Origin of the sequence: Rhodococcus sp. 06-418-5 (genome assembly GCF_002258285.1) — a bacterium.
Classification (GTDB): Bacteria; Actinomycetota; Actinomycetes; order Mycobacteriales; family Mycobacteriaceae; genus Rhodococcoides.
This window is the reverse complement of sequence record NZ_NOYE01000012.1, coordinates 475991-500761: the sequence shown is the minus strand read 5'-3', so window position 1 is coordinate 500761 and position 24771 is coordinate 475991. Positions and strand designations below refer to the sequence as shown.

Sequence of the window (24771 nt, the reverse complement as noted above, 5' to 3'; positions counted from 1 at the left end):
TAGCGGTATAGGTGGCTTGCGCGTCCTGCTGCTGCGCGGTTGCACGTCGCGTGTGACGGTCCTTTCGAGGGGTCTTTTTTGTGCTTCACGAATCAATTGTGGTGATTCACGCCATAGAAGTGCACAGTGGAGATGACGCACACACTTCGATGGAAGGACACTCACGTGTCGGACGATGCTCAGAGCGAACCCACAGTCGACGACGCCACCATGGAGGAGGCGAAGAAATCCGTCGAAGGGCTCGACGATCGCTATCGACCCGGTGCCCGGCCCACCGTGGCGCTTCCGGGAACGAACGGCACCGTCGCCGGGACCGCATTCGCCGACATGGTCGACGACAACGGTGAGCTCGTCGACGCCGACGATCAGGATGCATCCGACAGCACGGACACCGATCACGCCGACACCGAGGAAAAGGTAACGTCCTCGAACGATGCCTGAACTCGAAGGTCCCGACGCCCCCGCCGACATCGATCTCGGCGGGGGTGTCGCCTTTCTGCACACGCCCGCGATCCCGTCACGGGGCGGCCTGGCTCTCACCCACGGTGCGGGCGGCAACTGCGAGTCGCCGCTGTTGCAGCGCATCGCCGCAGTATGGACGGCATCCGGGTTCACGGTGCTGCGTTTCGACCTTCCTTTCCGAGTACGCAAACCCAAAGGACCGCCGCACCCGTCCCGGTCGGCCGAGGACCGGCTGGGCATCGCCGCTGCCGTCGACCGCCTTCGCGCCGAGACCGGCGGATTCATCGCATTCGGTGGGCATTCCTACGGTGGCAGGCAAGGGTCGATGATCGCGGCCGAACGACCGGGCCTCGTCGACGGGCTCGTGCTGACGTCCTACCCCCTTCACCCGCCGGGCAAGCCGGAAAAGGTTCGTACCCAGCACCTTCCGGAACTGCGAACACCGGCTGTGGTGGTGCACGGCACGAAGGACCCGTTCGGCACCACTGCCGAGCTGAGCGCTGCGCTCGCGCTCGTCCCGGCACCCACACTGCTCGTCGACATCGAGGGCGCAGGCCACGACCTCGCTCCGGTCAGGTACGACGCGGCGACGAAAACCCTTGCCGGTGCCACCTCGTTGTTCGCTGCCCCGACGTCCGATTCGTCCGTTGACGTCCCGCTCTTCGACCCGTCACGCTGAAGTGGTCTACTAAGGCATGCCGACCTGGGGATGGTTCATCGTGGCGTTGGTCCTCGTCGACGCGGCGGTGCTCGCGGCGTGGCTGCTGGCCCGCAAGAAGCCCGGCTCGTCCTCGGACACCTCACGCCACATCATGTTCGTCGGTCTCGACGAGAGCGCCCGCGCAGACATTCATCAGCTACTGGCCGCCAACAAGAAGCTCCAGGCGATCAAGGTCTTTCGCGAACGAACAGGTGCCGGCCTCCACGACGCGAAGATCGCGATCGAAAGCGTCCAGCGCGGCGAGCCCCTTCCGTCCTCGGCCACCATCGTCGACGCCGCGCAATCCGGTCCGACACCCTGGAACGATCTGATCCCGCGACTGCAGTCCCTCAAATCGGAGGGCAAGACGATCTCGGCCATCAAACTGCTGCGCGACCGGACCGGTATGTCGTTGCGCGATGCCAAGAACGCAGTGGATCTGCTGTGACCGTGCGGGTAGCAACACTCGGCGATGCACATCGCGTCGCCGAGGTGGCCGCGTCGACCTTTCCGCTCGCCTGCCCGCCGGGAACCCGGCCCGACGACATCGAGCAATTCATCTCGAACGTGCTGTCGGCCGAGCACTTCGAGAACTACATCGCCGACCCGAACAGAGCCGTCCTGATCGACGAAACTGTGGACGCTCACGTGGTGGGCTACGCGATGCTCGTGTCGGGGACGCCCACCGACCCGGATATTCGTGCCACCCTGTCGCACGAGCCGACCATCGAGATCAGCAAACTCTACGTGGAACCGACCCAGCACGGCAGCGGAGCCGCGGGCCGACTGATGTCGTCGTCGCTGAGCCAGGCACGCGAATCCGGTTGTGCGGCAGCATGGTTGGGTGTCAATCAACAGAACGTACGGGCGCAGAAGTTCTACACCAAACACGGCTTCCAGATCGTGGGCACCAAGAAATTCGTCGTCGGCGTCCAGACACACGACGACTACGTCATGGAGGTGAGGCTGTGACGACCGCTCAGCCGACTGCGGCGAACCGGGACAACGCGAGCAGCCGCGACGTGGCGCGCAGATACTTCTTGCGGTAGCCGCCGGCCAACATCTCCTCGGTGAAGATCTCGTCGAGCTTGCCGCCCGACGCCGTCACCGGGATACCCGCGTCGTACAGGCGATCGGCGAGGACCACCAGGCGCAGGGCGATGGCCTGATCCGATGCCGGGTGCACGTTCTTCAGGAACACCGCAGGAATGCCGTCGAGCAACTTGCCGTAGCGCGAGGGGTGCAGCGTGCTCAGATGCGCCAGCAGCTCGTCGAAATCGTCCAGGGTTGCGCCCTCGACGGTATCGGCGCGGTCCATCAGCTCGGCCTCGGACGTGGGCTCGGGAGCCGGGGGAAGATCGCGATGGCGGTAGTCGGGTCCGTCGACCCGGATGGACTCGAAGATCGAGCCGAGTTTCTTGATCTCTCGCATGAAGTCCTCGGCGGCGAAGCGACCCTCACCGAGCTGCCCGGGCAAGGTGTTCGAGGTCGCGACGATGGACACTCCGCGCTGCGAGAGCTCGGAGAGCAACCGAGAGACCAACATCGTGTCGCCGGGATCGTCGAGCTCGAACTCGTCGATACACAGCACGCTGTGGTTGGAGAGTTCTTCGAGGGCCTTGTTGAAGCCCAGAGCGCCGACCACGTGCGTCAGCTCGACGAACGTGCCGAACGCCTTGGGCTCGGGAACGCTGTGATAGATCGAGGCGAGCAAGTGAGTCTTGCCGACACCGAAGCCGCCATCGAGGTACAGGCCTGCACCGATGGCCGGGGTCTTCTTGCCGAACAGACCTCGTTTGCCCTTGCCGCGGATCTTCTGCACCTTGTTCGCGAACTCCTCGGCCTTCGCGACCGCAGCAGCCTGCGTCGGCTCCTTGGGGTCGGGAATGTACGAGGAGAAACTGACGTCGTCGAACATCGCCGGCGGGACCATCTGCGCGATCAACTGATCGGAGGGGACCACGGGATTTCGGTCGACAAGGCGTGCGGGCATTTGTCGAGCGTAACGACGTGGTCTGATCTCTCTCATGCAGCTTCTCGATAATGGGACCTACTTCACATCGGAGCAGGCAGCCGACTCCGCGCCCGCCGTCGGCTCGATCCTCGACGACGATGCCATCCGGGCCCTGTACTCCTACCCCACACAACTGGACCGACCGTGGATCCGCACGAACTTCGTCGCCAGCATCGACGGATCGGTCACCGCTGAAGGTAAGTCGGCGGGCCTGGGAACCCCCGCGGACGCCCGACTGTTCGGCATTCTGCGTGAACTCTGCGACGCCGTACTGGTCGGTGCCGGAACCGCTCGCGCCGAGAACTACGGCGGCGTTTCGCTGTCCGCCGAAGCGAAGGCACGGCGGGTGGCCGGTGGACTCGAACCGGTTCCGACGATCGTGGTGGTGACCGCCTCCGGTTCCATCGATGCGGATTCTCGATTGGTCACCGACGCCGACGTGCAGCCGGTGGTGCTGACCTCCGCGGCGGCGGACAGCTCGACGGTGGCCGCGCTTCGTTCGGCGGGTGCGACGGTGATCGGGGTGTCCGGCGAATCGGTGTCGACCGGCGACATCGTTGCGACGCTGAGCGACCTCCGATTCCGCCGCATCCTGTGCGAGGGCGGACCGGGACTGTTCGGGCAACTCGTCTCCGACGGGGCGGCGGACGAATTGTGTCTGACGACCTCGCCGATGTTGGTCGCAGGAGAGGCGGGCCGTATCGCCCACGCAGGCGTCGCGTCCGACACGCCCATGCACCGGGCACACGTTCTGGGCGATGCGGACGGAACGCTGCTCACGCGCTGGGTTCGTCGCCCATGAGCTGCGCGCCGCCCGGCAACGATCGAAAAGTCGATAGCCTCGCACGGTGACGCAGAAACGAACGTTGCTCGCCGCGGTCCTCGTCCTCGCCACGATGTGCGCGGCCTGCGGCGCCGGCCCGTCGCTCCGACCCGACGTCGCGGTGGAACAACGATCCCCCGGTCAACCGGCAGAAACCTCGGCGGACGCGCCACCGGAACCGGTCGCGCTTGCCGTTCCCGCTACCGATCTCGCCTGGACCGACTGCACCACAGCCACACTCGGCACCTTCGGGCTCACCTCCACCACCCCCGGGCTGACACTCGAATGCGCAGAGTACGAAGCCGACGTCGATGCCAGCGGGCAGATGTTCGGCACCTTCGCCGTCGGCGCGCTGCGAGCTCGGCTCGACCGAACACCAACCGATGCGGGACCGCTGGTGTTCACGTCCGGTTCGGATCGGTCCTCGATTGCCACGTTGGCCACGATGGCCGCCGGCCCGCTCGCGACGCTGCTCGAGGCCCATCCGATCGTCGCGGTGGATCGACGCGGCATCGGCCGATCCACCGCCGTCGACTGCATCGACCCGACGACCAAAACGGACGTCGACGCGCTGGGGCAGTTCACCAGATCCGATGCCGACAGCGTCGACCGCGCTGTCGACGCCGGTCGTGACGCCACGATCGAGTGCACCGACACGTTGCAGCCGCAGGAGCTCGCCTTCGGAACCACTTACGCCGCCGACGATCTCGACCGTCTGCGTCAACTCTGGGGCGTGGAACAGATCGGCCTGATCGGCTCGGGCAACGGCGCGCTCACCGCGTTGGCCTACGCAGCGAAGTTTCCGGCCAACATCTCGCGCCTGATCCTCGACTCACCGGCCGGAGTGGGTGCCGACCAGATCACGTTGGCAGAGCAGCGGACACAGGGCAAGGAAGCAGCGTTCGGTGCGTTCGCGCAGCGATGCGTCGCGCTGAACTGCTCCCTCGGCCCCGACCCGACGGCCGCCGTCGGGCAGCTGCTCCGTCGCGCCGCCGGTGGCGAATTCTCGCCGCTGTCCACCCACGAGATTCTCGACGGCATCACCTTCGCCCTCGCCTCGACAGCAGGCGACGCGTCGTCTCGGGCCACCGGGCTCGCCGCCGCCCTGTCCTCGGCTGCCGGGTCCGACACCACCGCGTTGTCCGCCCTCGCCGAGCGAGGTCGCAACGCCTACGGCACCGACGGGCAATTCGTGTCTCGGTGCACGGACGGGCAGCAGTGGCCATCACCGCAGGGCGTTCGCGACCTGACTTCGCAGTGGACCGACCGCTATCCGATCTACGGCACCGATGCTGCACTGACGGCGTTGCTGTGCTCGTCCTGGCCGACGGCTCCGTCCACTCCCCTGCCCACCTCTCTGGACGTTCCGGTATTGGTCCTGTCCAACGCAGGCGACCCGATCGTCGGCAACGGCGGACTGTCCTCGGTCACCGGGTTGGTCGGTGCGACCGGTGCAGGCGTCGCCTCGGCTGCATGGCAGGGCAGCGGGCATCCGAGCCTGGGCGGATCGCAGTGTCTGCAGAGCGCAGCGGTGAACTACGCACGCGACACCGCGCTTCCGACCGACGGCACGGTCTGCCCCGCCTGAGTCGGTACCCGTCGCGGGGTGTCCTTCGCCGGGACGGTCACCGCCTCGGGTACCGTTCCCGGGTGTCACTTAGCTTTCTGGAGCCGCGTTCGGGGCGGACGACCGCCGAGGTAATCAAGTACGCCCTGTGGCCGATCGCCATCATGACCGTCATCCAGCGCGTGGTGATCAAGGCGGTCAACGGTGACATCACCAACGACTTCAACCCGGTGTACAGCGCTGCCCTGGCATTTCTCAACCGTCAGCCGGTGTACACCGCGAACTTCGACTCCGTCGATCCGCACTACCTGTACCAACCGAGCGCGACGATGCTGCTGTCCCCCATCGCCGTCATCGACCCCGAGCGGTCTCGTTGGCTGTTCATCCTCGCCAGCACGATCGCCATTCTCCTGGCGTTGTACATCCTGTTGCGCATCTTCGGGTTCCGGCTCGATTCGGTCGCGGCCCCCGCTCTCCTGCTCGCTGCCTTCGTCAGCGAAACCGTCACCAACACGTTGGTGTTCACCAACTTCAACGGCTTCGTTCTGCTCGGCGAGGTGGCCTTCCTCGGGTTCCTCCTTCAGCGCAAGGACCTGTCGGCAGGCGTCGCCATGGGTTTGACTCTGGCGATCAAGCCGATGCTCGCGCCGCTCCTCCTGCTCCCGCTGATGACGCGTCAATGGAAGGTCTTCATCACCTCGATCGCCATTCCGGTCGTGATGATGGCCATCGCCTGGCCGTTGTCGGTGGATCCGATGAATTTCATCGATCGCACGCTGCCGTACCTGCTGCAGACTCGCGACTACTTCAACAGCGCAGTCGTCGGCAACGGCCGCTACTACGGTGTCCCCGAACTCCTCACCCTCGGAATACGAGCGGTACTGGGAATCATGGTTCTGATCTCGCTGTGGCTGCTCTACCGATACTGCCGCGAGGACCGTCTGTTCTTCTTCGCCACCACATCGGGGTTGATCCTCACCGCGCACTGGCTGCTGGGCTCGCTCGGCCAGATGTACTACTCGATGATGCTGTTCCCGCTGCTGATGACCGTCGTGCTGAAGAATTCGGTGCTGCGCAACTGGCCCGCCTGGCTCGCGATCTACGGGTTCATGAACTACGACCGATGGCTCTCGGGGCGCTGGATCGAAACCGGCCGGGCCTTGGACTACCTGCGCACCACCTTCGGCTGGGCACTGCTGATCGTCGTCATCTTCGGGGTCCTCGTCGCCCGCTGGTTCGCCGCACGCAGCGAAGGGCGGTTGGAGGACGGAATAGAACCCAGCTACCTACTGCCGAGCGCGCCACCAGCGAAAACGGCATAGCCCGACAAAACGTATTAGCGTGTGAGCATGAGTTCAGCTACCGACAACAATTCCGCCCCGGCCGTCCAGCTCACCGATGCACAGTGGCGCGAGAAGCTGACCCCCGAGGAGTACGCGGTGCTGCGGCAGGCAGGCACCGAGCGCCCAGGAGTCGGCGAATACACCGACACCACCACCGAGGGCATCTACGAATGCCGCGCCTGCGGTGCCGAACTGTTCCGCAGCACCGAGAAATTCGAGTCGCACTGCGGCTGGCCGTCGTTCTTCGATCCGGCCGACAGCGACGCCGTCATCCTCAAGGAGGACACCTCGCTCGGAATGCGCCGCGTCGAGGTCATCTGCCGCACCTGCCACAGCCACCTCGGCCACGTCTTCGAAGGGGAGGGCTACCCCACGCCGACCGACCAGCGGTACTGCATCAACTCGATTTCGTTGACACTCAAGCCTGCATCCTGATCGGCGCTGCTTCGTCCATACTGTGAGCATGCGCACTTTCACGTCACCAGAGCAGATCAAAGCGGCCGTCGGCGAAGACCTGGGCACCAGCGATTGGTTGCAGATCACCCAGGAACGGGTGAACACCTTCGCCGACGCCACCGGCGATCATCAGTGGATCCACGTCGACGTCGAGCGGGCGAAGAAGGAAAGCCCCTTCGGCGCACCTATCGCCCACGGATTTCTGAGCCTGTCCCTGGTGTCGATGCTCAACTGGCAGATCTACACCATCGAGAACACCAAGCTCGGAATCAACTACGGCTCCAACAAGGTTCGCTTCATCAACCCGGTGAAGGTCGGAGCCCACGTGCGTCTGCAGACCACCCTCGTCTCGGTCGAAGAGGTATCCGGCGGAGCACTGCAGATGGTGACGGCGGGAACGTTGCAGATCGAGGGCGAGGACAAGCCTGCACTCGTCGCCGAGATCATCTCTCGGGTCGTGTTCTGACCCTGGACCGAACCGGTGGATCGAACGCTGTGATCGGCGGCAACGGCTCGTCGTAGCGTTCGATCTCCACCAACACGTGTTGGCCGGTGCAGCCGCGTGCGAGCGCCGACGATCCCTCGTCTGCGGTGAGCACGTTCACGCTCCCGTGAACGCACATCGAAGCGGGATCGGCCGGATCTTCGGGGTCGTACCAGGCCCCGGTGGACAACTGGACGACAGACTCGAGCAGCGCGTCGTCGACGACCACACCGGCCAGGCACGAACCGCGGTCGTTGAACACCCGCACCACGTCGCCGTCCGACACTCCCCTGGCCCCGGCCGCCGACGAGTGCATGCGTATCGGCTCGCGGCCCCGAATTTTCGAGTTCCGGCTCACCGCACCGTGATCGAGCTGACTGTGCAGCCTGGTGCGCGGCTGATTCGCGATCAGGTGCAACGGAAACTGCTCGGCCCGCGGCCCGCCGAGCCACTCGGTCGGCTCGAACCACATCGGATGACCCTGGCAGTCGTCGTAGCCGAAGCCGTCCACCGTCGCCGAGAAGATCTCGATTTTCCCGCTCGGGGTGCGCAACGCGTTGCCCACCGGATCGCGTCGGAAATCCTCGAAGAACGTCAGATCGTCCTCGGTCTTCATCCGAAACGAACCTTCACGCCGGAAGTTTTCGTATTCCGGAGTGTCGACGCCGTCGGCGCGTAGATATCCGCGCCACTGCTCGTACATGTGCTCGAGCCACTGCTGCGAGCTTCGCCCCTCGGTGAACTGCTCGCCCACACCGAGTTTCGTCGCCAGCTCGGCGAACGTGTCGTAATCGTCGCGGGATTCGGCGAAGCGCTCGGCGGCGGGTGACATGGCGACGAGCAAGGGATCGTTGCGCGTGCAGCTCAGGTCCGATCGCTCCAACGACGTGGTCGACGGGACGACGATGTCGGCGTGCTTGGCCATCGGTGTCCAGTACGGATCGTGTACGACGACCGTGTCGGTTCTGCCGAGCGCGCGACGCAGCCGCCCGAGGTCTTGGTGGTGGTGGAACGGATTGCCGCCGGCCCAGTAGACGATCTTGATGTCGGGATAGGTCAATCGCTTACCGTCGTAATCGAATTGGGAGCCCGGGTTCAGCAGCATGTCCGAGACGGCGGCGACCGGAACGAGGTCGGGAACGGGATTGATCCCCTGCGGCAGAGTCGGCAACGGATACGGCACCGGGGCCAGACCGGGCTCGTTCATCGACCCGTACCCGTGCCCGAATCCTGCTCCCGGAACGCCTATCCCACCGAGCATCGACGCCAAGGTGACGCCCATCCACGGGGCCTGCTCGCCGTGCCGCGTCCGCTGCAGCGACCAGGTGACCGTCACCATCGTGCGTTTCGACGCCATCTCACGGGCCAGATCCGCGATCACCGCGGCCTCGATGCCGCAGATCGTCGACGCCCACCGCGGGGTCTTGGGTGTGCCGTCCGTGCTGCCGAGCAGGTAGCGCTCGAACTCGGGGTATCCCTCGCAGTACTTCTCCAGAAACGCTGTGTCGTGCAGCTTCTCGTCGGCCAGCACGTACGCGAGTGCCAGCATCATCGCCACGTCGGTACCGGGTCGCGGCGCAATCCATCGAGCGTCGCCGCTCATGTCGTTGCGTAGCGGACTCACGGTGACGATCTGCCCACCGCGAGCCCGCATCGCGTCGAGTGAGTCGACCGTCGGATGATCGGACGTACCGCCGTGATTGATGCCGGTGTTCTTCACCGGAACTCCACCGAACGCCACCAACAATTCGGTGTGCTCGGCTATCACGTTCCAGGATGTGGAGCGCGAGAACATCTTCCAGTGCGCGCCGAGAACGTGCGGCATGATGACACCGGTCGCACCGAGTGAGTAGCTGTGCACCGATCGCGTGTAACCGCCGATGCAGTTCAGGAAGCGATGCACCTGGCTCTGCGCGTGATGGAAGCGTCCGGCACTCGCCCACCCGTACGAGCCGCCGTAGATGGCGCTGTTGCCGTATGTGCCGACAACTCTGCGCAATTCGTTGGACAGCAGGTCGGTCAACTCGTCCCACGAGACGTCGACGAACTCATCGCTGCCACGCTTGTCGGTCGGACCCGGGCCGCGCTCGAGCCAGCCTCTGCGTACCGCGGGTGAGGTAACGCGCGATCGATGGGTCACCGACCCGACGAGGTTTCCCAACACCGGGGAAGGATTGCTGTCCGAGATCTCGGGATGAACAGCGGTGACATCGCGTCCGTCCGACTCGGCCCGAAACATGCCCCAATGGCCCATGTGCTGGGCGCCGGCCGCTCCGGTCATCGAACCACCCTGGTCATCGAATTCCGAACGCGCTCAACGCTGCCAGCAGTGCATCCGGCCGCTGCGCCGTCGGCACCGGATCCACGAGCGCGAAGTTGCATCCGATCTCCCGCGCGGCACCGTCGGCTTCGTCGCTGTCGCCGACCATCAGCGTCCGCGACGGATCGACGCCCAGAGCGGCGACGGCGTGCCGAAAGATCTCGGGCTGCGGTTTGACGTGACCCACCTCGAACGAGAGCACGAATTCGTCGACGTACCGATCGAGACCGCGATCGACGAACGCAGGACGGATGTCGAAGGCGATGTTGCTCAACACTCCGACCCGAACCGACTCGTGCGCAAGCCTTTTCAGCACCGCCTCGGTGTCCGGATACGGCGTCCAGGAATCTGCGTCGATCACGCGTCCGTACACCGACTCGGCCTGCTGCGGGTCGCTGACCCCCGACTGTGCGAGTACGTGCAGGTACGCCTGTCGGTGCAGCGCCGGGTCGAGATCTCGGTTTCGCCAGGCGTGTCTGGTGGCGTCGTCGAACTCCACCGTCTCCCCGACCGGAGCAGTCATGCGCCGCATCAGCTCTGCAGCTCCCGCTCCGTCGACCGGAGTGCCGTCGGCGTCGTGGACGCCGTCGAACCACGAGGGCTCCTCCTCGAGCCTGAACAGCGTGCCCGAGAAGTCGAACAGGACGGCTTCGATCGCGGGTGTGCCCGTGGTCGTCACGGCAGAGATTCGACGAGCGCGTCCACCTCGACCCGAGGGCCGGTGAAGAACGGAGTCTCCTCGCGCACGTGACGCCTGGCCTCGGTGGCCCGCAGGTCACGCATCAGGTCGACGATGCGGTCGAGCTCGGGAGCCTCGAAGGCCAGAATCCACTCGTAGTCGCCGAGCGCGAACGACGGCACGGTGTTCGCCCGAACGTCCTTGTAGTCGCGTGCTGCCTTGCCGTGGTCGGCCAGCATCGTGCGACGCTCGTCGTCGGGCAGCAGGTACCAGTCGATCGAGCGGACGAACGGGTAGACGCAGATGTACGCGCCCGGATCCTCACCGGCGATGAAGGCTGGGACGTGGCTCTTGTTGAATTCGGCCGGACGGTGCAGCGCGGTGTTGCTCCACACCGGTGTGCTCGCCTTGCCCAGCGCGGTGGTGCGACGGAAATCGGAATACGTCGCCTGCAGGTCCTCGATGCGCTCGGCGTGGGTCCACACCATGAAATCGGCGTCGGCGCGCATGCCGGCGATGTCGTAGACCCCGCGCACCGCGACACCCTTGTCCTCACGACCTTCGAAGAACACCTTCGCTTCCTTCGCGGCCGCGGCCCGATCCTCGCCCAGAACGCCGGGCGTGACCTTGTAGACCGAGAACATCAAGTAGCGAAGTGTCGAGTTGAGCGCTGAGTAATCGAGGCGTGCCATGGCCCTATCGTGCCACTTCGATCAGACGAGCGGCAGCGGTGGTGGCGGACGCAATACACGCCGGCACCCCGACGCCGCGCTGCCAGGCCCCGGTGACCTCGAGGCCGGGTAGGTCGGCGACCCCGGCCTCGATGGCGGCGACGCGATCGAGGTGACCCGGCGCGTACTGCGGCAGGCCCCCCGGCCAGCGCTGCACGGTCGCGGCGAGCGGCCTCACATCGATTCCGGCTACCGTCCGCAGATCGTTCGAGGCTGTCTCTATCGACTCCGCATCGGATCGGTCCGACGCCGTGGTGTCACCGAATCGGCCGAGCGAGGCCCGCAGCAGTACCGCGTCACGCTCACCGAGGTGTGGCCACTTGCGGCTCGACAGGGTGAATGCCTTGACGTCCAGGCCCGCGTCCGTGGCCACCAGGATTCCCGAATTCTGGGGTAGCTCCGTGGTCTTGGGGAACGCGAGCGCGACGACGACCGAGGATGCGAGTTCGATCTCCCGCGCGGCCTGCGACGCCGCGGGTGCCACCTCGGCGATGAGCCGACCGAGAACTGGGGCAGGGACCGCGAGCACCACTCCGTCGACGGATCCGACTCCGTCGACGAACCATCCGTCGGACTCGCGGCGGATCTCGCCGACGCCTGCTCCGAAGACCGTCCTGGCATCGGTCGCAGCGACGAGGGCATCGAGCAACACCGCATAGCCGTCGCGCAGTCCGCCGAACACCGGCCCCGGCGACGGGGTGGGCAGTGCTGCCTGCACTGCCTCGGTGAGGTTCGCCGCTCCGCCGTCCAATGCCGCAGCCAACGTCGGCAGTGCCGCGCGGACGCCGATGGAGCTCGACGAACCGGAGTACACGCCGCCGAGCAGCGGATCAACCGAACGGCTGACCACCTGGGAGCCGAATCTGGTGCCCACGAGTTCGGCCACGCTGACGTCCGATCCCGCGGTCCAGGCGAAGGGCCGGGCGGTTTCGGTCTCGATGACGTGCAGGTCTTCGGGGTCCACCAGATCCCGAACGGAATCGGCGGACGACGGGATGCCCATCAGGGTGCCGGGCGGAAGCGGGTGTGTTCGACCGCCGGAGAAGACGAGCGGTCGCACCGGTGCCGGGTACACCAGCTGATCCGACAGACCGAGCTCGGCGAGCAGTGCCGGCACCTCGGGACGTCGACCGATGAAGGCCTCCGCACCGACGTCGAGGGAGTCCGTGCCGACCGCGGTGGTGCGCAGCGTGCCGCCGATGCGAGACGAGGACTCGACGAGAGTGATCTCGGCATCCGGCCCGCAGGACTGCCGAAGGCGATACGCCGCGACGAGGCCGGAGATTCCGCCGCCGACGACGGCATATCGCCGCACCGTCACAACGAATGCACCAGCGACACCACGCGCGTCAGAATGTCGGGATCGGTATCGGGAAGCACTCCGTGTCCGAGGTTGAACACATGTCCGCGCGCACCGGCCGCGACAGCGCGGTCTCCCTCGGCGGCGATGCGTCGAACTTCGGTCTCGACGGCGTCCCAACCGGCGAACAGCACCGCTGGATCGAGATTGCCCTGCAGGGCTTTGCCGTTGCCGACACGATGCACGGCGTCGTCGAGTGGGATCCGCCAGTCGACGCCGACCACATCGGCGCCTGCCTCACCCATCGCCCCGAGCAACTCTCCGGTTCCGACGCCGAAGTGGATCTTCGGCACACCGGCCGAGGACACGGCCTCGAACACTCGCTGCGAGTGCGGCAGGACGTACTCGCGGTAGTCGGCGAGGGACAGCGCACCCGCCCAGGAGTCGAACACCTGCACGGCGTCGACGCCTGCGGCCAACTGAGCCTGCAGGAAGGTGATCGTCGTGGTGGCCAATGCGTCGAGCAGAGCGTGCCAGGTCGCCGGATCGGACCGCATGAGCGCTTTGGTCTTCTCGTGGTTACGACTCGGGCCGCCTTCGACCAGATACGACGCGAGGGTGAACGGTGCACCCGCGAAACCGATGAGCGGCGTACCGGCAAGCTCGCGGGTGAGGATCCGCACCGCGTCGGCCACCGGCTCCACCTGATCGACGGTCAGGACCGGCAGAGCCGCGACGTCGGCAGCCGACCGCACCGGCTGCGCCACGACCGGTCCGGTGCCTGCGACGATGTCGAGATCGATACCGGCGGCCTTGAGCGGAACGACGATGTCCGAGAACAGGATTGCCGCGTCCACGTCGTGGCGACGAACGGGTTGAAGAGTGATCTCGGCCACGAGATCGGGCCGGAAGCACGAATCCAACATGCCGATGCCTGCACGAATCTTGCGGTACTCGGGCAGCGACCTACCGGCCTGGCGCATGAACCACACCGGCCGACGCGAGGGAGTTCGACCCGCGATCGCGGCCAGGAACGGTGCGTCCGGGAGTTCCCGGCGGGCTGGGGCTGTGGCGTGCGGTTCGGCGTTCATCGGGTTCCATGCTGCCACGCGTCGGGAAAGCTCCCGCCACCAAGGGCGACACACCCACTTCGGTTGCATCACGGCTCGGCGCGCCTCCGCCTCGGGGCAACGTGACGCGTCTAACGTCCGGTGACGTGACCGAACCCCATTCCACCGCCGAACCTGCGCCGTTCCGCGCCGCCATCGACGCGATGCATCGGGCTCAGGTACACCCGGCGATCGAAATCGGTCCGATCCGGCCGCCGCAGCGTCTCGCCCCCTACAGCTACGCGATCGGTGCCGAGGTCAAGCATCCCGATTCCGACCAGGTCGACGAACAGAGCGACGGCGACGCCTTCGGCCGCCTCATTCTGCTGTACGACCCCGACGGTGCCGAGGCATGGAACGGCACCCTTCGACTGGTCGCATACATCCAGGCGGACGTCGACGAGTCCCTCGCCGACGATCCCCTGCTCCCCGAGGTCGGGTGGAGTTGGCTGGTCGACGCGCTGGAGTCACGGTCGGAGCCGCTCAACGCACTCGGCGGCACGGTCACTTCGACCAGCTCGGTGCGCTACGGCGACATCGCCGGGCCACCCAAGGCCCACCAGCTCGAACTGCGCGCCTCGTGGACGGCCACGTCCGAGGACCTCTCGACGCACGTCGAGGCGTTCTGCGAGGTGCTCGCCTACGCGGCCGGTTTGCCGCCTGCGGGCATCACCACCCTCGGCCAGCGCAGTTCCAGCCGGACATAGTGGGCGGTTCTCGTAACCGCAGGGCCTAGAGTCACATCTCATGTCAGCCGAGAGTTCTCCCGAGACCACGCCGGACGACGAGGCGAACGCGCCTGTCGCCGTTCCGCTACTGGCCCCGGCTGACGGCGTACCCGACGTGGTCGACACGCCGGACGCCGTGCGCGCCGCTGCCGCTCTGCTCGCAGCAGGTCACGGCCCACTCGCCGTCGACGCCGAACGCGCCTCCGGCTTCCGCTACTCCCAGCGCGCCTACCTGCTGCAGTTCCGTCGCCGCGGCGCTGGCACGGTCCTGCTCGATCCGATCCCGGTCACCGGCGATCTCGCCCCGCTCGCCGAGGTGATCAACCCGCTCGAATGGGTACTGCACTCCGCCGATCAGGACCTACCCGGGCTCGGCGAACTCGGCCTGGTGCCTGCCACGCTGTACGACACCGAACTGGCAGGACGCCTCGCCGGATTCGATCGCGTGGGGCTCGGTGCCATCGTCGAACGCACCCTCGGACTGGCCCTGCAGAAAGGCCACGGGGCAGCCGACTGGTCCACCCGGCCGCTGCCCGACACCTGGCTGAACTATGCCGCGCTCGACGTCGAGGTTCTTCTCGAACTGCGCGACGCGATGGCCGAGGAGCTCGAACAGCAGGGCAAGACGGACTGGGCAGCGCAGGAATTCGCCCACATCCTCACGCTCGGGCCACCCAAACCCAAGACCGACAGATGGCGTCGGACATCGGGGATCCATGCGATCAAATCTCCCCGCACCCTCGCTGCCGTTCGCGAATTGTGGACCACGCGAGACGAACTGGCAGCCAAGCGTGATGTGGCACCGAGCCGGGTACTGCCCGACTCGGCGATCGTGGCGGCGGCAACAGCGGACCCGAAATCCTCGCGGGAGCTCGAGCAACTGCCGGTCTTCGGCGGTCCCCGTCAGCGCAGATCGTCCCGATTGTGGGCCTCGGCTCTGACCCGTGCGCGGGCGCTTCCGACGTCCGAATTGCCCTCGATGGCAGCCTCGTTCGACGGCCCGCCTCCGGTCAATCGGTGGGCTCGCCGCGATCCCGACGCAGCGGCGCGACTCGCCGACGTACGAGCCGCGATGACCGAGCTCAGCGAATCGGTTGCGGTGCCGGTCGAGAATTTGTTGATGCCGGATCTGCTGCGCCGCCTGGTGTGGGATTGGCAGAATCCGGTCGATTCCGACGTGGACCCTGCCGAGCTGATCGAGGCCCGACTGGCCGACGGCGGGGCCCGACCCTGGCAGCGGACGCTGGTGGTGCCGGTACTGGCGAAGGCACTGGACCCTTCCCAAGTTACCGACGGGTAATACCGGCTACAGTAGTGGACGCGTCCGGGCACCCGGGCGAGTCGTCCGCATCTGTCGGGAGGATCGAAAAGCGTGTCTGTACCCGCGTCCACCAGCTCACAGAGGAATGTCGTCTTCGTCGACGGCATCCGTACCCCGTTCGGCAAGGCAGGCCCCAAGGGCATGTACGCCGACACTCGCGCAGACGACCTCGTCGTCAAGGCAATCCGCGAACTTCTTCGCAAGAACCCCAACCTCCCTCCCGAACGGATCGACGAGGTCGCGATCGCCGCGACCACGCAGACCGGTGACCAGGGCCTGACCATCGGACGTACGTCCGCACTGCTCGCCGGACTCCCCCGCAGCGTCCCCGGCTTCGCCATCGACCGCATGTGCGCAGGCGCGATGACCTCGGTGACCACCACCGGATCGGGCATCGGCTTCGGCCAGTACGACGTCGTCATCGCCGGTGGCGTCGAGCACATGGGCCGCCACCCGATGGGTGAAGGCGTCGACCCCAACCCGCGCTTCCTCGCCGACAAGCTCGTCGATCCCAGCGCGCTGGTCATGGGCAACACCGCCGAGAACCTGCACGACCGGTTCCCGAGCATCACCAAGGACCGCACCGACGCGTACGCCGTCGCCAGCCAGAACAAGTACGACGCCGCCAAGAAGGCCGGCTACATCGCCGACACCCTCGTGCCCGTCGCCACCAAGTCGGCCGCAGGCTGGGGCCTGGCCACCGAGGACGAGCCGCCTCGCCCCGGCACCACCGTCGAAGACCTCGCCAAGCTCAAGACGCCGTTCCGGCCCGCAGGCCGCGTCACCGCAGGCAACGCCGCTGGACTCAACGATGGCGCAACCGCCGCGATTCTGGCCGGTGAGGACACCGCGCACGAGCTCGGCCTGAACATCGGAATGCGGATGGTCGGCTTCAGCTTCGCCGGCGTCGACCCGGCCGTCATGGGCATCGGACCGGTCCCCGCGACCGAAAAGCTGCTCGGCCGAACCGGATTGAGCATCGACGACATCGGCCTGTTCGAGATCAACGAGGCCTTCGCCATCCAGGTTCTCGCCTTCCTCGAGCACTACGGAATCGCCGACGACGACCCCCGCGTCAACCAGTGGGGCGGTGCCATCGCGTGCGGCCACCCCCTCGCCTCCTCGGGCGTCCGCCTGATGACGCAGCTGAGCCGCCAGTTCGCTCAGCAGCCCGACGTGCGCTACGGCCTGACGACCATGTGCATCGGTCTCGGCATGGGCGGCACCGTCATCTGGGAGAACCCCAACCACGCTGACTACTCGGGAGCAGCCAAATGAGTGATATCACCACAGCGTTCACCGACGAGGTAGTCACGAACGCATTCACCAAGATCGTCTCCGTACCGGGGCTCGAGGGCTCCATCGCCCTCGTCACGCTCGACAACGGCTTCGATCACACCAAGCCGTCGACCTTCGGTCCCGGCGGTCTGGCCAAGTTCGACGCCGCACTCGACGAGGCATTCGCAGCGAACCCGGTGGCCATCGCCGTCACCGGCAAGCCGTTCATCTTCGCCGTCGGTGCCGACCTCAACGGTGTGCCGAACATCGAGACCAAGGACGAGGCGCTGCAGATCGGGCAGCTCGGGCACAAGGTGTTCCGTCGCCTGCGCGAGTCGACGATTCCGACGTTCGCCTTCATCAACGGTGCTGCACTCGGCGGCGGCCTCGAAGTGGGACTGCACTCGCACTACCGCACCGTCGCAGAGAACGCCGCTGCCCTCGGCCTGCCCGAGGCCTTCCTCGGCCTGGTCCCGGGATGGGGCGGAACCCAGTTGTTGCCCAACATCATCGGAGCCTCGAACGCCGTCACCGTCGTCATCGAGAACGCTCTCAACCAGAACCGCGTCCTCAAGCCGCAGCAGGCACTCGATCTCGGCATCGCCGACGCCCTCTTCGGCGGAGCCGACTTCCTCGAACAGTCCCTCGCGTGGGCTGCTCAGGTCGTCAAGGGCGAGATCGTTCCCGACCGTCCCGAGATCGACCGCGGACAGGCCTGGGACGACGCCATCGCCCGTGCCAGGGGCATCGTGGCCGGTAAGACCGGTAATTTCGCACCGGGCCCCGTCGCCGCAGTCGATCTGCTCGAGCTCGCCAAGAGCACCGACATCACCGACTCGGCCTCGCTCGACAAGGCCTTCGCGGCCGAGGACGAGGCGCTGTCGACGTTGCTGGTCAAGGACGAGCTCCGCGCCGGGCTGTACGCCTTCGATCTGGTGCAGAAGCGCGCGAAGCGTCCGGCCGGTGCACCCGACAAGTCGTTGGCGCGCAAGATCTCCGGCGTCGGCATCGTCGGCGCCGGCCTGATGGCCAGCCAGCTCGCCCTGCTGTTCGTGCGCCAGCTGAAGGTGCCGGTGATCCTCACCGACATCGATCAGGAGCGCATCGACAAGGGTGTCGGGTACGTCCACGGGGAGATCGACAAGCTGCTCGGCAAGAAGCGTCTGTCCCCCGATGCCGCGAATCGGTTGAAGGCGTTGGTGTCCGGCTCCATCGACAAGTCGGCGTTCGCGAACACCGATTTCGTCATCGAGGCCGTGTTCGAGAACCTCGACGTGAAGAAGAAGGTGTTCGCCGAGGTCGAGGAGTTCGTCTCTGCCGACACGATCCTTGCTACCAACACGTCCTCACTGTCGATCACCAAGATGGCTGCAGACCTGAAGCACCCCGAGCGCGTCGTGGGCTTCCACTTCTTCAACCCCGTTGCGGTCCTGCCACTGCTCGAGGTCGTCAAGGGTGAGAAGACCGACGACGCCACCCTGGCAACGGCATTCGCGACGGCCAAGACCCTCAAGAAGTCGGCCGTGTTGTCTGCGGATCTCCCCGGATTCGTCTTCAATCGTCTCGTCACACGTGCGTCCAACGAGATCATCAGCGCCATCGACGAGGGCACCCCGTTCGATGTCGCCGACGGCGCAGTGGGCGAACTCGGCATGCCGATGAGTCCGCTGACCCTGCTGGCTCTCGTCGGCCCGGCCGTGGCACTGCACACCGCGGAGACCCTCGCCGAGGCATACCCGGAGAGGTTCAAGGACTCGCCGGGATTCCGCGCGCTCGTCGAGGCGAAGAAGCCTGGTGTGTGGACCTACGGACCCGAGGGCCAGGTCGTCGATCCCGAGGTCGCCGCGCTGTGGCCGCAGGGCGATTCGCCCTCGACTGCCGAGCAGGTTCTCGACCGGACCCGTCGGGCATTCGCCGACGAAATCCGCATCATGCTCGACGAGGGAGTCGTAGCAGCAGCCGAGGACATCGATCTCTGCCTGCTGCTCGGCGGCGGCTTCGGCTTCTGGAACGGCGGCATCACCCCGTACCTGGACCGCAGCGGTGCCTCCGAGGCAGCGACCGGTCGGCGCTTCCTCGCGCCGGGTGTCGCCAGCGTCTAGTACGGCCCGCCGAGTTCGAGGTTACGGACGGATTTCCGCGTTTTTTCGTCCGTAACCTCGAACTCGGTATCGTCCGCTCGCGCTATGGTGCGATCCGATGAACAACGAACGCGGTCGACTGATCGGCATCGCCTACCGGATGCTGGGCTCCTACAGCGACGCCGAGGATGCCGCGTCCGAGACCGTCGTCCGCTGGTTCCGGCTCACCGACGCCGAACGCGACGCCATCGACGTTCCTGCGGCCTGGTCCACCAGAGTGGTCAGCCGCATCTGCCTCGACGTTCTCGGCTCTGCTCGCGCTCGCCGCGAAAACTACATCGGGCAGTGGCTGCCGGAACCCGTCTGCGGCCTCGACTCCGAGACTCCTGCCGCCGCGGACCCCGCCGACCGAGTTGCGCAGCAGGAATCGGTGACGCTGGCACTTCTCGTGGTACTCGAATCGCTCGGTCCGGCGCAACGAGTCGCATTCGTACTGCACGACGCGTTCGCCGTTCCGTTCGACGAGATCGCGACCGTTCTCGATCGATCCCCGGCTGCCTGCCGTCAACTCGCCTCTGCTGCACGAACTCACGTCCATTCCCGGCGCCGCTCCGTTGCCGACCCCATCGAGCACGACCGTGTGGTGCGGGCTTTCGCGTCGGCCTCCGCAAGCGGGGACATCGCATCCCTGATCTCGGTGCTCGCACCCGACGTGACATTGGTCAGCGACGGCGGCGGCCATGTATCCGCGGCCCGCAATGCCATCCTCGGATCCGATCGAGTCGCTCGCTTCGTTCGCGGCATCACTGCCAAGTCGATCGATCTCGACTGGTCGATAGAACCCGTCAACGGCCTGTCGGGCATCGTGATGCGGCGCGACGGCGCGGTGTTCGGCGTCATCGGGTTCGACGTCATCGGGTTCGACACCGCCGACTGCATGGTCGCGAGCGTCTGGATCGTGCTCAATCCGGACAAACTCCGGCACTGGGTCGCCACACACGACAGACATTCGCCTCGGCTGCGTCGTCAGAGAGTGGAGGGCCGCGCAGTGCGGTCCGCATCATCACTCGAGAATCAGGTGGAAACGCGATGAAGCTAGCCGTAGCCGGTGGAACCGGAACCGTGGGAGTGCACGTCGTCGAGGTTGCGCGGGAACGCGGACACGAGGTGGTAGTCCTGTCGCGGTCTGCCGGTGTGGATCTCGTCTCCGGATCGGGACTGCCCGACGCCCTGTCCGGCGTCGACGCGGTGATCGACGTCGCCTCGACGCAGACGATCTCGGCGAAGGAATCGACGGCGTTCTTCGCTGCCGTCACCCGTAATCTGCTGACGGCGGAAGGCGCGGCCGGAGTCCGGCACCACGTGGCGTTGTCGATCGTGGGGATAGACAAGGCCCCGTACGCGTACTACGCCGGAAAGGTGGAGCAGGAGCGCCTCGTTCGCGCTGGAGCCGTACCGTGGACGATCCTGCGAGCTACTCAGTTCCACGAGTTCGCCGCGCAGATCCGGTCGCAGACCTCGTTCGGTCCACTGACGGTCGTCCCGAGGATGGTCTCGCAACCGATCGCAGCCCGCGAGGTCGCCGAGCGACTGATCGACCTGGCGGAGCGGCCACCGGCAGGCCGAGTCGCCGATCTCGGTGGACCACGGGAAGAGCGCATGGCGAAGATGGTGCGGCGCTACGCACGAGCAATCGGTGCGCGCGGCCCGGTGCTCGAGGTGCCGCTTCCCGGCGCGTACGGCCGCGCGATGCGAGACGGAACGCTGGTCACCGCACAGGATTCGGATCACGGTCTACAGACCTTCGATCAGTGGTCGGACGCCCAGGCGCGTTGAGTCGCATCTCGCCGAACTCGAAGTTGTGGACGATATTCCGGCCTTTTTCGTCCACAACTTCGAGCTCGACCGGTGGAATATCGGACAATTCGCCGTTTTCGGCGAGCCGTTGTCCACCCGCCGCGAATGTCGTGTCGATTTCGCTCCCATTGCGTCGGTGCGAGGACGATGATGGCGATCGACCACCAAGGACGCTGGTTCACCTCGAAAGCTGGGTCACGTGATGACGCAATCCACCGATCGGCACACTGCCAAAGTCATCGGAGTCACCGTTGCCGCCGCTGTCGGCGGCTTCTTGTTCGGGTTCGATTCCTCCGTTGTCAACGGCGCAGTGGACTCCATTCAGGAGAACTTCGCCCTGTCGTCGTTCGTCACCGGCTTCGCCGTCGCCATCGCACTTCTCGGTTGTGCGGTCGGTGCCTGGTTCGCCGGCCGTCTCGCCGACACCTGGGGCCGGAAAAAGGTGATGCTGCTCGGTTCCGCGCTGTTCACCATTTCGTCGCTGGGGTCCGGGTTCGCGTTCAGCGTCCCGGATCTCATGCTCTGGCGTGTACTCGGCGGCCTTGGTATCGGCATCGCCTCGGTGATCGCGCCCGCGTACATCTCGGAGATTGCCCCGGCCCGCTATCGGGGTGGTTTGGCCTCGCTGCAACAGCTGGCGATCACCGTCGGAATCTTCGCCGCGCTGCTGTCGGACGCGGTGCTGCAGAACGCCGCGGGCGGACCGTCGAACGACCTGTGGTTCGGACTCGAAGCCTGGCGGTGGATGTTCTTGGTCGGCGTCGCACCGGCCCTCGTCTACGGCTTTCTCGCCACTCTGATTCCGGAGTCGCCCAGATATCTCGTCGGAAAGCACCTCGACGAAGAAGCGGCCCGCATTCTGGGAGACATCACCGGGGAAGTGGACCCGAACGAGAGGGTCAAGGAAATCCGGTTGACCCTGCGCCGGGAATCCAAGTCCTCGTTCGCCGATATCCGTGGACCGAAGTTCGGTCTGCAACCGATCGTCTGGGTCGGCATCACCATGGCAATTCTGCAGCAGTTCGTGGGAATCAACGCGATCTTCTATTACTCGACGACGTTGTGGAAGTCCGTCGGTTTCAGCGAGAATCAGTCGTTCGTCACCTCGGTGATCACCTCGGTCATCAATGTCTCGATGACATTCGTCGCCATCTTGTTCGTCGACCGATTCGGCCGACGAAATCTGCTCATGATCGGCTCGATCGGGATGTTCGTCGGTCTCGTACTGGCGGCCATCTCGTTCACTCAGGCCGTGGGCAGCGGCGACCAACTCGAATTGCCGTCGCCGTGGGGCCCGGTTGCTCTCGTCGGAGCCAACCTGTTCGTGGTCTTCTTCGCCGCGACCTGGGGTCCGATCATGTGGGTGATGCTCGGCGAGATGTTCCCCAACCGAATGCGCGCCGTCGCCCTCGGTATCAGTACCGCCGCGAACTGGATCGCCAACTTCGCCATCACACTGGCATTTCCGCCGTTGTCCGACACCATCGGACTCGGATTCATCTACTCGTTCTTCGCGTTCTTCGCGATCCTGTCTTTCTTCTTCGTCAAGTACAAGATCAAGGAGACCAAGGGAATGGAGCTCGAGGACATGGAGATCTGACATGCCGATGTTCGTCGTCCAATACACCTACACCCCCGAAACGTCCTCCGGGCGTGACGATCACCGAACCGATCACCGCGCGTGGCTGCGCGAACTCGAGCGCCGCAAGATCCTCCGATCGTCGAGCCCACTCGCCGATCACAGTGGTGCCACGATGATCGTCGAAGGCACCGACAAGGCAAGTGTGGAGCGAATGTTCGCACACGATCCCTTCGCCCTGGCCCATCTGATCGATCGCGTTCAGATCGAAGAACGTGTGGCCGGGACGTAGCAGGCCGTCGAGTCCTTGCGCAGTCCTACGGCCGCCACCGCCAGAACGATCACGTAGACAACGCAATACGCGTTCCGTAGTCCGGCGTCGACGATCGGCGATACGGACTGCATGAACGTGCCGATCACCACAACATCGGCCTGTGTGCGATACCAGGCCACGAAAGGTGCAGTGGCGGCGAGCACTCCGAGGACACGCAGCGTGCGGCCGCGGCCGCTCGTTCGCGAACTCGTACACGCGTCGAGTCCGATCACCAGCAGCGGAACACACCACACCCAATGGTGGCCCCAGGAGAACGGCGAGACCATCGGGGCCGTGAGACCACACACCGTCATGGCCAGCAGTGTTCTACCCGCACGGTGAGCTCGGTACGACACCCACATCCCCGCAGCGAGGACGACCACCGCGGCCGGCAACCACACGATCACCGGCGGGTGCTCGGTTCCCCACGCCCGCGCCACCATTCCCCGAACCGACTGATTCGCGGGAGACGTGGTCGACCCCACTCGGTCCGAGGCGAGGATCGCCGAGGTCCAATAGCGCCACGCGTCGGAGGACACGACCACGAACCCGATCACCACCGTGACCAGACCGGTGCCGGCCGCCGTCCATGCCGCTGGCCACTGCCGCTGCACGATCGACATGACGATGAACAGGCCGGGCGTCAGCTTCAGACCGGCCGCGATTCCGACGCCGACCCCCCGAAGCCGACTGCCCTCGGGCCGGCCGAGATCCCACAGCACCAACACGAGCAACAACAGGTTGATCTGACCCAACCACAGCGACATGCGCACCGGCTCGAGCCACGAGCAGCCCAGTGCCAGAGCAGCACTCACCACTCTGGTCCGTGTGCAGTTCTCGTATCCGAGTCGTCGCCAACTCAGATGGACGACGACGTAGAGCAATACGACATTGGATATGTTCACCAGCAATCCGGCCGCGGTGTCGGACAGCAACCCCAGCGGAGCGAACAGCACAGCAGCGAACGGCGGATACGTGAACGGCAGTGTGCCGAACAGCGAGAACGAATACAGCTCTTCGCTACTGAGCACGGTTGCGCCGCCGTGTCGGTAGACGAGCGCGTCGACACCGTTGCCGAACAATCCGTACAAGGAGTCGAACGACAGCAGACGATCGTGTGCGGCGAACGCCACCACACCGATGACCGCCGTCATCGTCACGAACCATCGCGAATGCCGTCGCCCGGTCCCGTCGTTCCGGGAATCCGGTGCCGGTGTTCCATCCACGGATTCCATGGCCGCCCAGTCGGGGTCACCGTTGCGTGGAATCGGATCGATTTCGCTGTCCGAGACGCCGGTTCTACCGTCGAAGACGAGGGTCATGAGCGAAACATGCCAGTCGTCCCGGTTTCGGCAACTACGACACACCAGTCACACAGGTCACATATTCGCAAAGAAAACATCGACGCCCGGCGACGACGCCGACGAACCTGCGGGCCGCAACGGCACGCGACGGTGCATTGCCGAGTTCGATTGCTCGGACTGTCGGCTACGGTGCCGGCATCCCGCGGGCCTTCGGTGTGCTGCGTCGTGCACTGGGCGACGCAACGGTGGGAACCGTCGGTTCTGTTCCTTCTCGTGATGACGGCTCCGAGAGCAGTCGCGGGCGCGGTGGCCGGACGCCGCG

At 65.7% G+C, this 24771-nt stretch carries 24 protein-coding genes; 17 read left to right on the top strand and 7 right to left on the bottom strand.

What is annotated here, in order from left to right; translation table 11 throughout:
• The first annotated feature begins 165 nt into the window (after positions 1 to 165).
• From CH274_RS08040 to CH274_RS08025, 4 genes are read left to right on the top strand one after another with little or no spacing between them, the layout of a single operon-like run.
• A complete protein-coding gene (locus tag CH274_RS08040) occupies positions 166 to 441 on the top strand; it encodes a hypothetical protein (protein WP_256993501.1) in 276 nt (91 codons plus the stop codon).
• Entirely contained in the window at positions 434 to 1141 is a 708-nt protein-coding gene (locus CH274_RS08035) for an alpha/beta hydrolase family protein (protein WP_094657086.1), read from the top strand. The genes CH274_RS08040 and CH274_RS08035 overlap by 8 nt, the downstream gene beginning before the upstream one ends.
• Positions 1142 to 1157: 16 nt before the next feature.
• Positions 1158 to 1610: a hypothetical protein gene (locus tag CH274_RS28865; RefSeq protein WP_032397950.1), complete on the top strand. Its 453-nt coding sequence runs from the start codon at positions 1158 to 1160 to the stop codon at positions 1608 to 1610.
• On the top strand, positions 1607 to 2134 hold the full coding sequence (locus CH274_RS08025; RefSeq protein WP_094657085.1) for a GNAT family N-acetyltransferase: 528 nt from the start codon (positions 1607 to 1609) through the stop codon (positions 2132 to 2134). The genes CH274_RS28865 and CH274_RS08025 overlap by 4 nt, the downstream gene beginning before the upstream one ends.
• Before the next feature lie 7 nt (positions 2135 to 2141).
• Here CH274_RS08025 and zapE read toward each other — a convergent pair whose 3' ends face one another.
• Positions 2142 to 3155 carry a cell division protein ZapE gene (gene zapE / locus CH274_RS08020; RefSeq protein WP_094657084.1) on the bottom strand — a complete coding sequence of 338 codons (1014 nt, stop codon included), beginning with the start codon at positions 3153 to 3155 and terminating at the stop codon, positions 2142 to 2144.
• A gap of 34 nt (positions 3156 to 3189) precedes the next feature.
• On the opposite strand from zapE, the gene CH274_RS08015 reads away from it, so the two are divergent.
• From CH274_RS08015 to CH274_RS07995, 5 genes are all read left to right on the top strand, one after another.
• Entirely contained in the window at positions 3190 to 3978 is a 789-nt protein-coding gene (locus tag CH274_RS08015; RefSeq protein ID WP_094657083.1) for a pyrimidine reductase family protein, read from the top strand.
• Positions 3979 to 4024: 46 nt separating this feature from the next.
• On the top strand, positions 4025 to 5587 hold the full coding sequence (locus CH274_RS08010; RefSeq protein WP_094630057.1) for an alpha/beta fold hydrolase: 1563 nt from the start codon (positions 4025 to 4027) through the stop codon (positions 5585 to 5587).
• A gap of 62 nt (positions 5588 to 5649) precedes the next feature.
• Entirely contained in the window at positions 5650 to 6888 is a 1239-nt protein-coding gene (locus CH274_RS08005; RefSeq protein ID WP_032397945.1) for a glycosyltransferase family 87 protein, read from the top strand.
• A 27-nt stretch (positions 6889 to 6915) separates the two neighbouring features.
• Positions 6916 to 7344 carry a peptide-methionine (R)-S-oxide reductase MsrB gene (gene msrB / locus CH274_RS08000; RefSeq protein WP_032397944.1) on the top strand — a complete coding sequence of 143 codons (429 nt, stop codon included), beginning with the start codon at positions 6916 to 6918 and terminating at the stop codon, positions 7342 to 7344.
• Between the two features lie 28 nt (positions 7345 to 7372).
• On the top strand, positions 7373 to 7831 hold the full coding sequence (locus tag CH274_RS07995) for a MaoC family dehydratase (RefSeq protein WP_045195371.1): 459 nt from the start codon (positions 7373 to 7375) through the stop codon (positions 7829 to 7831).
• Here CH274_RS07995 and CH274_RS07990 read toward each other — a convergent pair.
• Genes CH274_RS07990 through hemE form a run of 5 tightly spaced genes read right to left on the bottom strand, consistent with a single transcriptional unit; the run spans position 7809 to position 13970 of the window.
• On the bottom strand, positions 7809 to 10130 hold the full coding sequence (locus tag CH274_RS07990; RefSeq protein ID WP_179275662.1) for a molybdopterin-dependent oxidoreductase: 2322 nt from the start codon (positions 10128 to 10130) through the stop codon (positions 7809 to 7811). The two genes, CH274_RS07995 and CH274_RS07990, sit on opposite strands and share 23 nt — an antisense overlap.
• Positions 10131 to 10143: 13 nt before the next feature.
• Complete coding sequence (locus CH274_RS07985) at positions 10144 to 10848, bottom strand: HAD family hydrolase (protein ID WP_032397942.1); 705 nt, start codon at positions 10846 to 10848, stop codon at positions 10144 to 10146.
• Positions 10845 to 11540 (bottom strand): hydrogen peroxide-dependent heme synthase, encoded by a 696-nt coding sequence (gene hemQ / locus CH274_RS07980; protein WP_032397941.1) that lies wholly within the window; start codon positions 11538 to 11540, stop codon positions 10845 to 10847. Before hemQ ends, CH274_RS07985 begins: the two co-directional genes overlap by 4 nt.
• 4 nt (positions 11541 to 11544) lie before the next feature.
• The gene (locus tag CH274_RS07975; protein ID WP_094647980.1) at positions 11545 to 12900 is read right to left on the bottom strand and encodes a protoporphyrinogen oxidase; all 1356 of its coding nucleotides are present in this window, start codon (positions 12898 to 12900) and stop codon (positions 11545 to 11547) included.
• Positions 12897 to 13970, bottom strand: coding sequence for a uroporphyrinogen decarboxylase (gene hemE, locus CH274_RS07970; protein WP_045195375.1), 1074 nt, complete (start codon positions 13968 to 13970; stop codon positions 12897 to 12899). Before hemE ends, CH274_RS07975 begins: the two co-directional genes overlap by 4 nt.
• A gap of 125 nt (positions 13971 to 14095) precedes the next feature.
• On the opposite strand from hemE, the gene CH274_RS07965 reads away from it, so the two are divergent.
• From CH274_RS07965 to CH274_RS07930, 8 genes are all read left to right on the top strand, one after another.
• Positions 14096 to 14695, top strand: a complete 600-nt coding sequence (locus tag CH274_RS07965; RefSeq protein WP_094615239.1) for a DUF3000 domain-containing protein — start codon at positions 14096 to 14098, stop codon at positions 14693 to 14695.
• Positions 14696 to 14735: 40 nt separating this feature from the next.
• Positions 14736 to 16016 carry an HRDC domain-containing protein gene (locus CH274_RS07960; protein WP_094630061.1) on the top strand — a complete coding sequence of 427 codons (1281 nt, stop codon included), beginning with the start codon at positions 14736 to 14738 and terminating at the stop codon, positions 16014 to 16016.
• 72 nt (positions 16017 to 16088) lie between these two features.
• On the top strand, positions 16089 to 17315 hold the full coding sequence (locus CH274_RS07955; protein ID WP_094657082.1) for a thiolase family protein: 1227 nt from the start codon (positions 16089 to 16091) through the stop codon (positions 17313 to 17315).
• Complete coding sequence (locus CH274_RS07950) at positions 17312 to 19417, top strand: 3-hydroxyacyl-CoA dehydrogenase NAD-binding domain-containing protein (RefSeq protein WP_094657081.1); 2106 nt, start codon at positions 17312 to 17314, stop codon at positions 19415 to 19417. Before CH274_RS07955 ends, CH274_RS07950 begins: the two co-directional genes overlap by 4 nt.
• A gap of 97 nt (positions 19418 to 19514) precedes the next feature.
• Positions 19515 to 20489 carry an RNA polymerase sigma factor SigJ gene (gene sigJ, locus CH274_RS07945; RefSeq protein ID WP_094657080.1) on the top strand — a complete coding sequence of 325 codons (975 nt, stop codon included), beginning with the start codon at positions 19515 to 19517 and terminating at the stop codon, positions 20487 to 20489.
• Positions 20486 to 21232, top strand: a complete 747-nt coding sequence (locus CH274_RS07940) for an SDR family oxidoreductase (protein WP_094657079.1) — start codon at positions 20486 to 20488, stop codon at positions 21230 to 21232. The genes sigJ and CH274_RS07940 overlap by 4 nt, the downstream gene beginning before the upstream one ends.
• Positions 21233 to 21455: 223 nt before the next feature.
• Positions 21456 to 22853 (top strand): sugar porter family MFS transporter, encoded by a 1398-nt coding sequence (locus CH274_RS07935; protein WP_094647983.1) that lies wholly within the window; start codon positions 21456 to 21458, stop codon positions 22851 to 22853.
• A gap of 1 nt (position 22854) precedes the next feature.
• On the top strand, positions 22855 to 23124 hold the full coding sequence (locus CH274_RS07930) for a YciI family protein (protein WP_032397932.1): 270 nt from the start codon (positions 22855 to 22857) through the stop codon (positions 23122 to 23124).
• On the opposite strand, the gene CH274_RS07925 is transcribed toward CH274_RS07930, so the two are convergent.
• Positions 23094 to 24467 (bottom strand): glycosyltransferase 87 family protein, encoded by a 1374-nt coding sequence (locus CH274_RS07925; RefSeq protein WP_094657078.1) that lies wholly within the window; start codon positions 24465 to 24467, stop codon positions 23094 to 23096. The two genes, CH274_RS07930 and CH274_RS07925, sit on opposite strands and share 31 nt — an antisense overlap.
• Between the last annotated feature and the right edge of the window lie 304 nt (positions 24468 to 24771).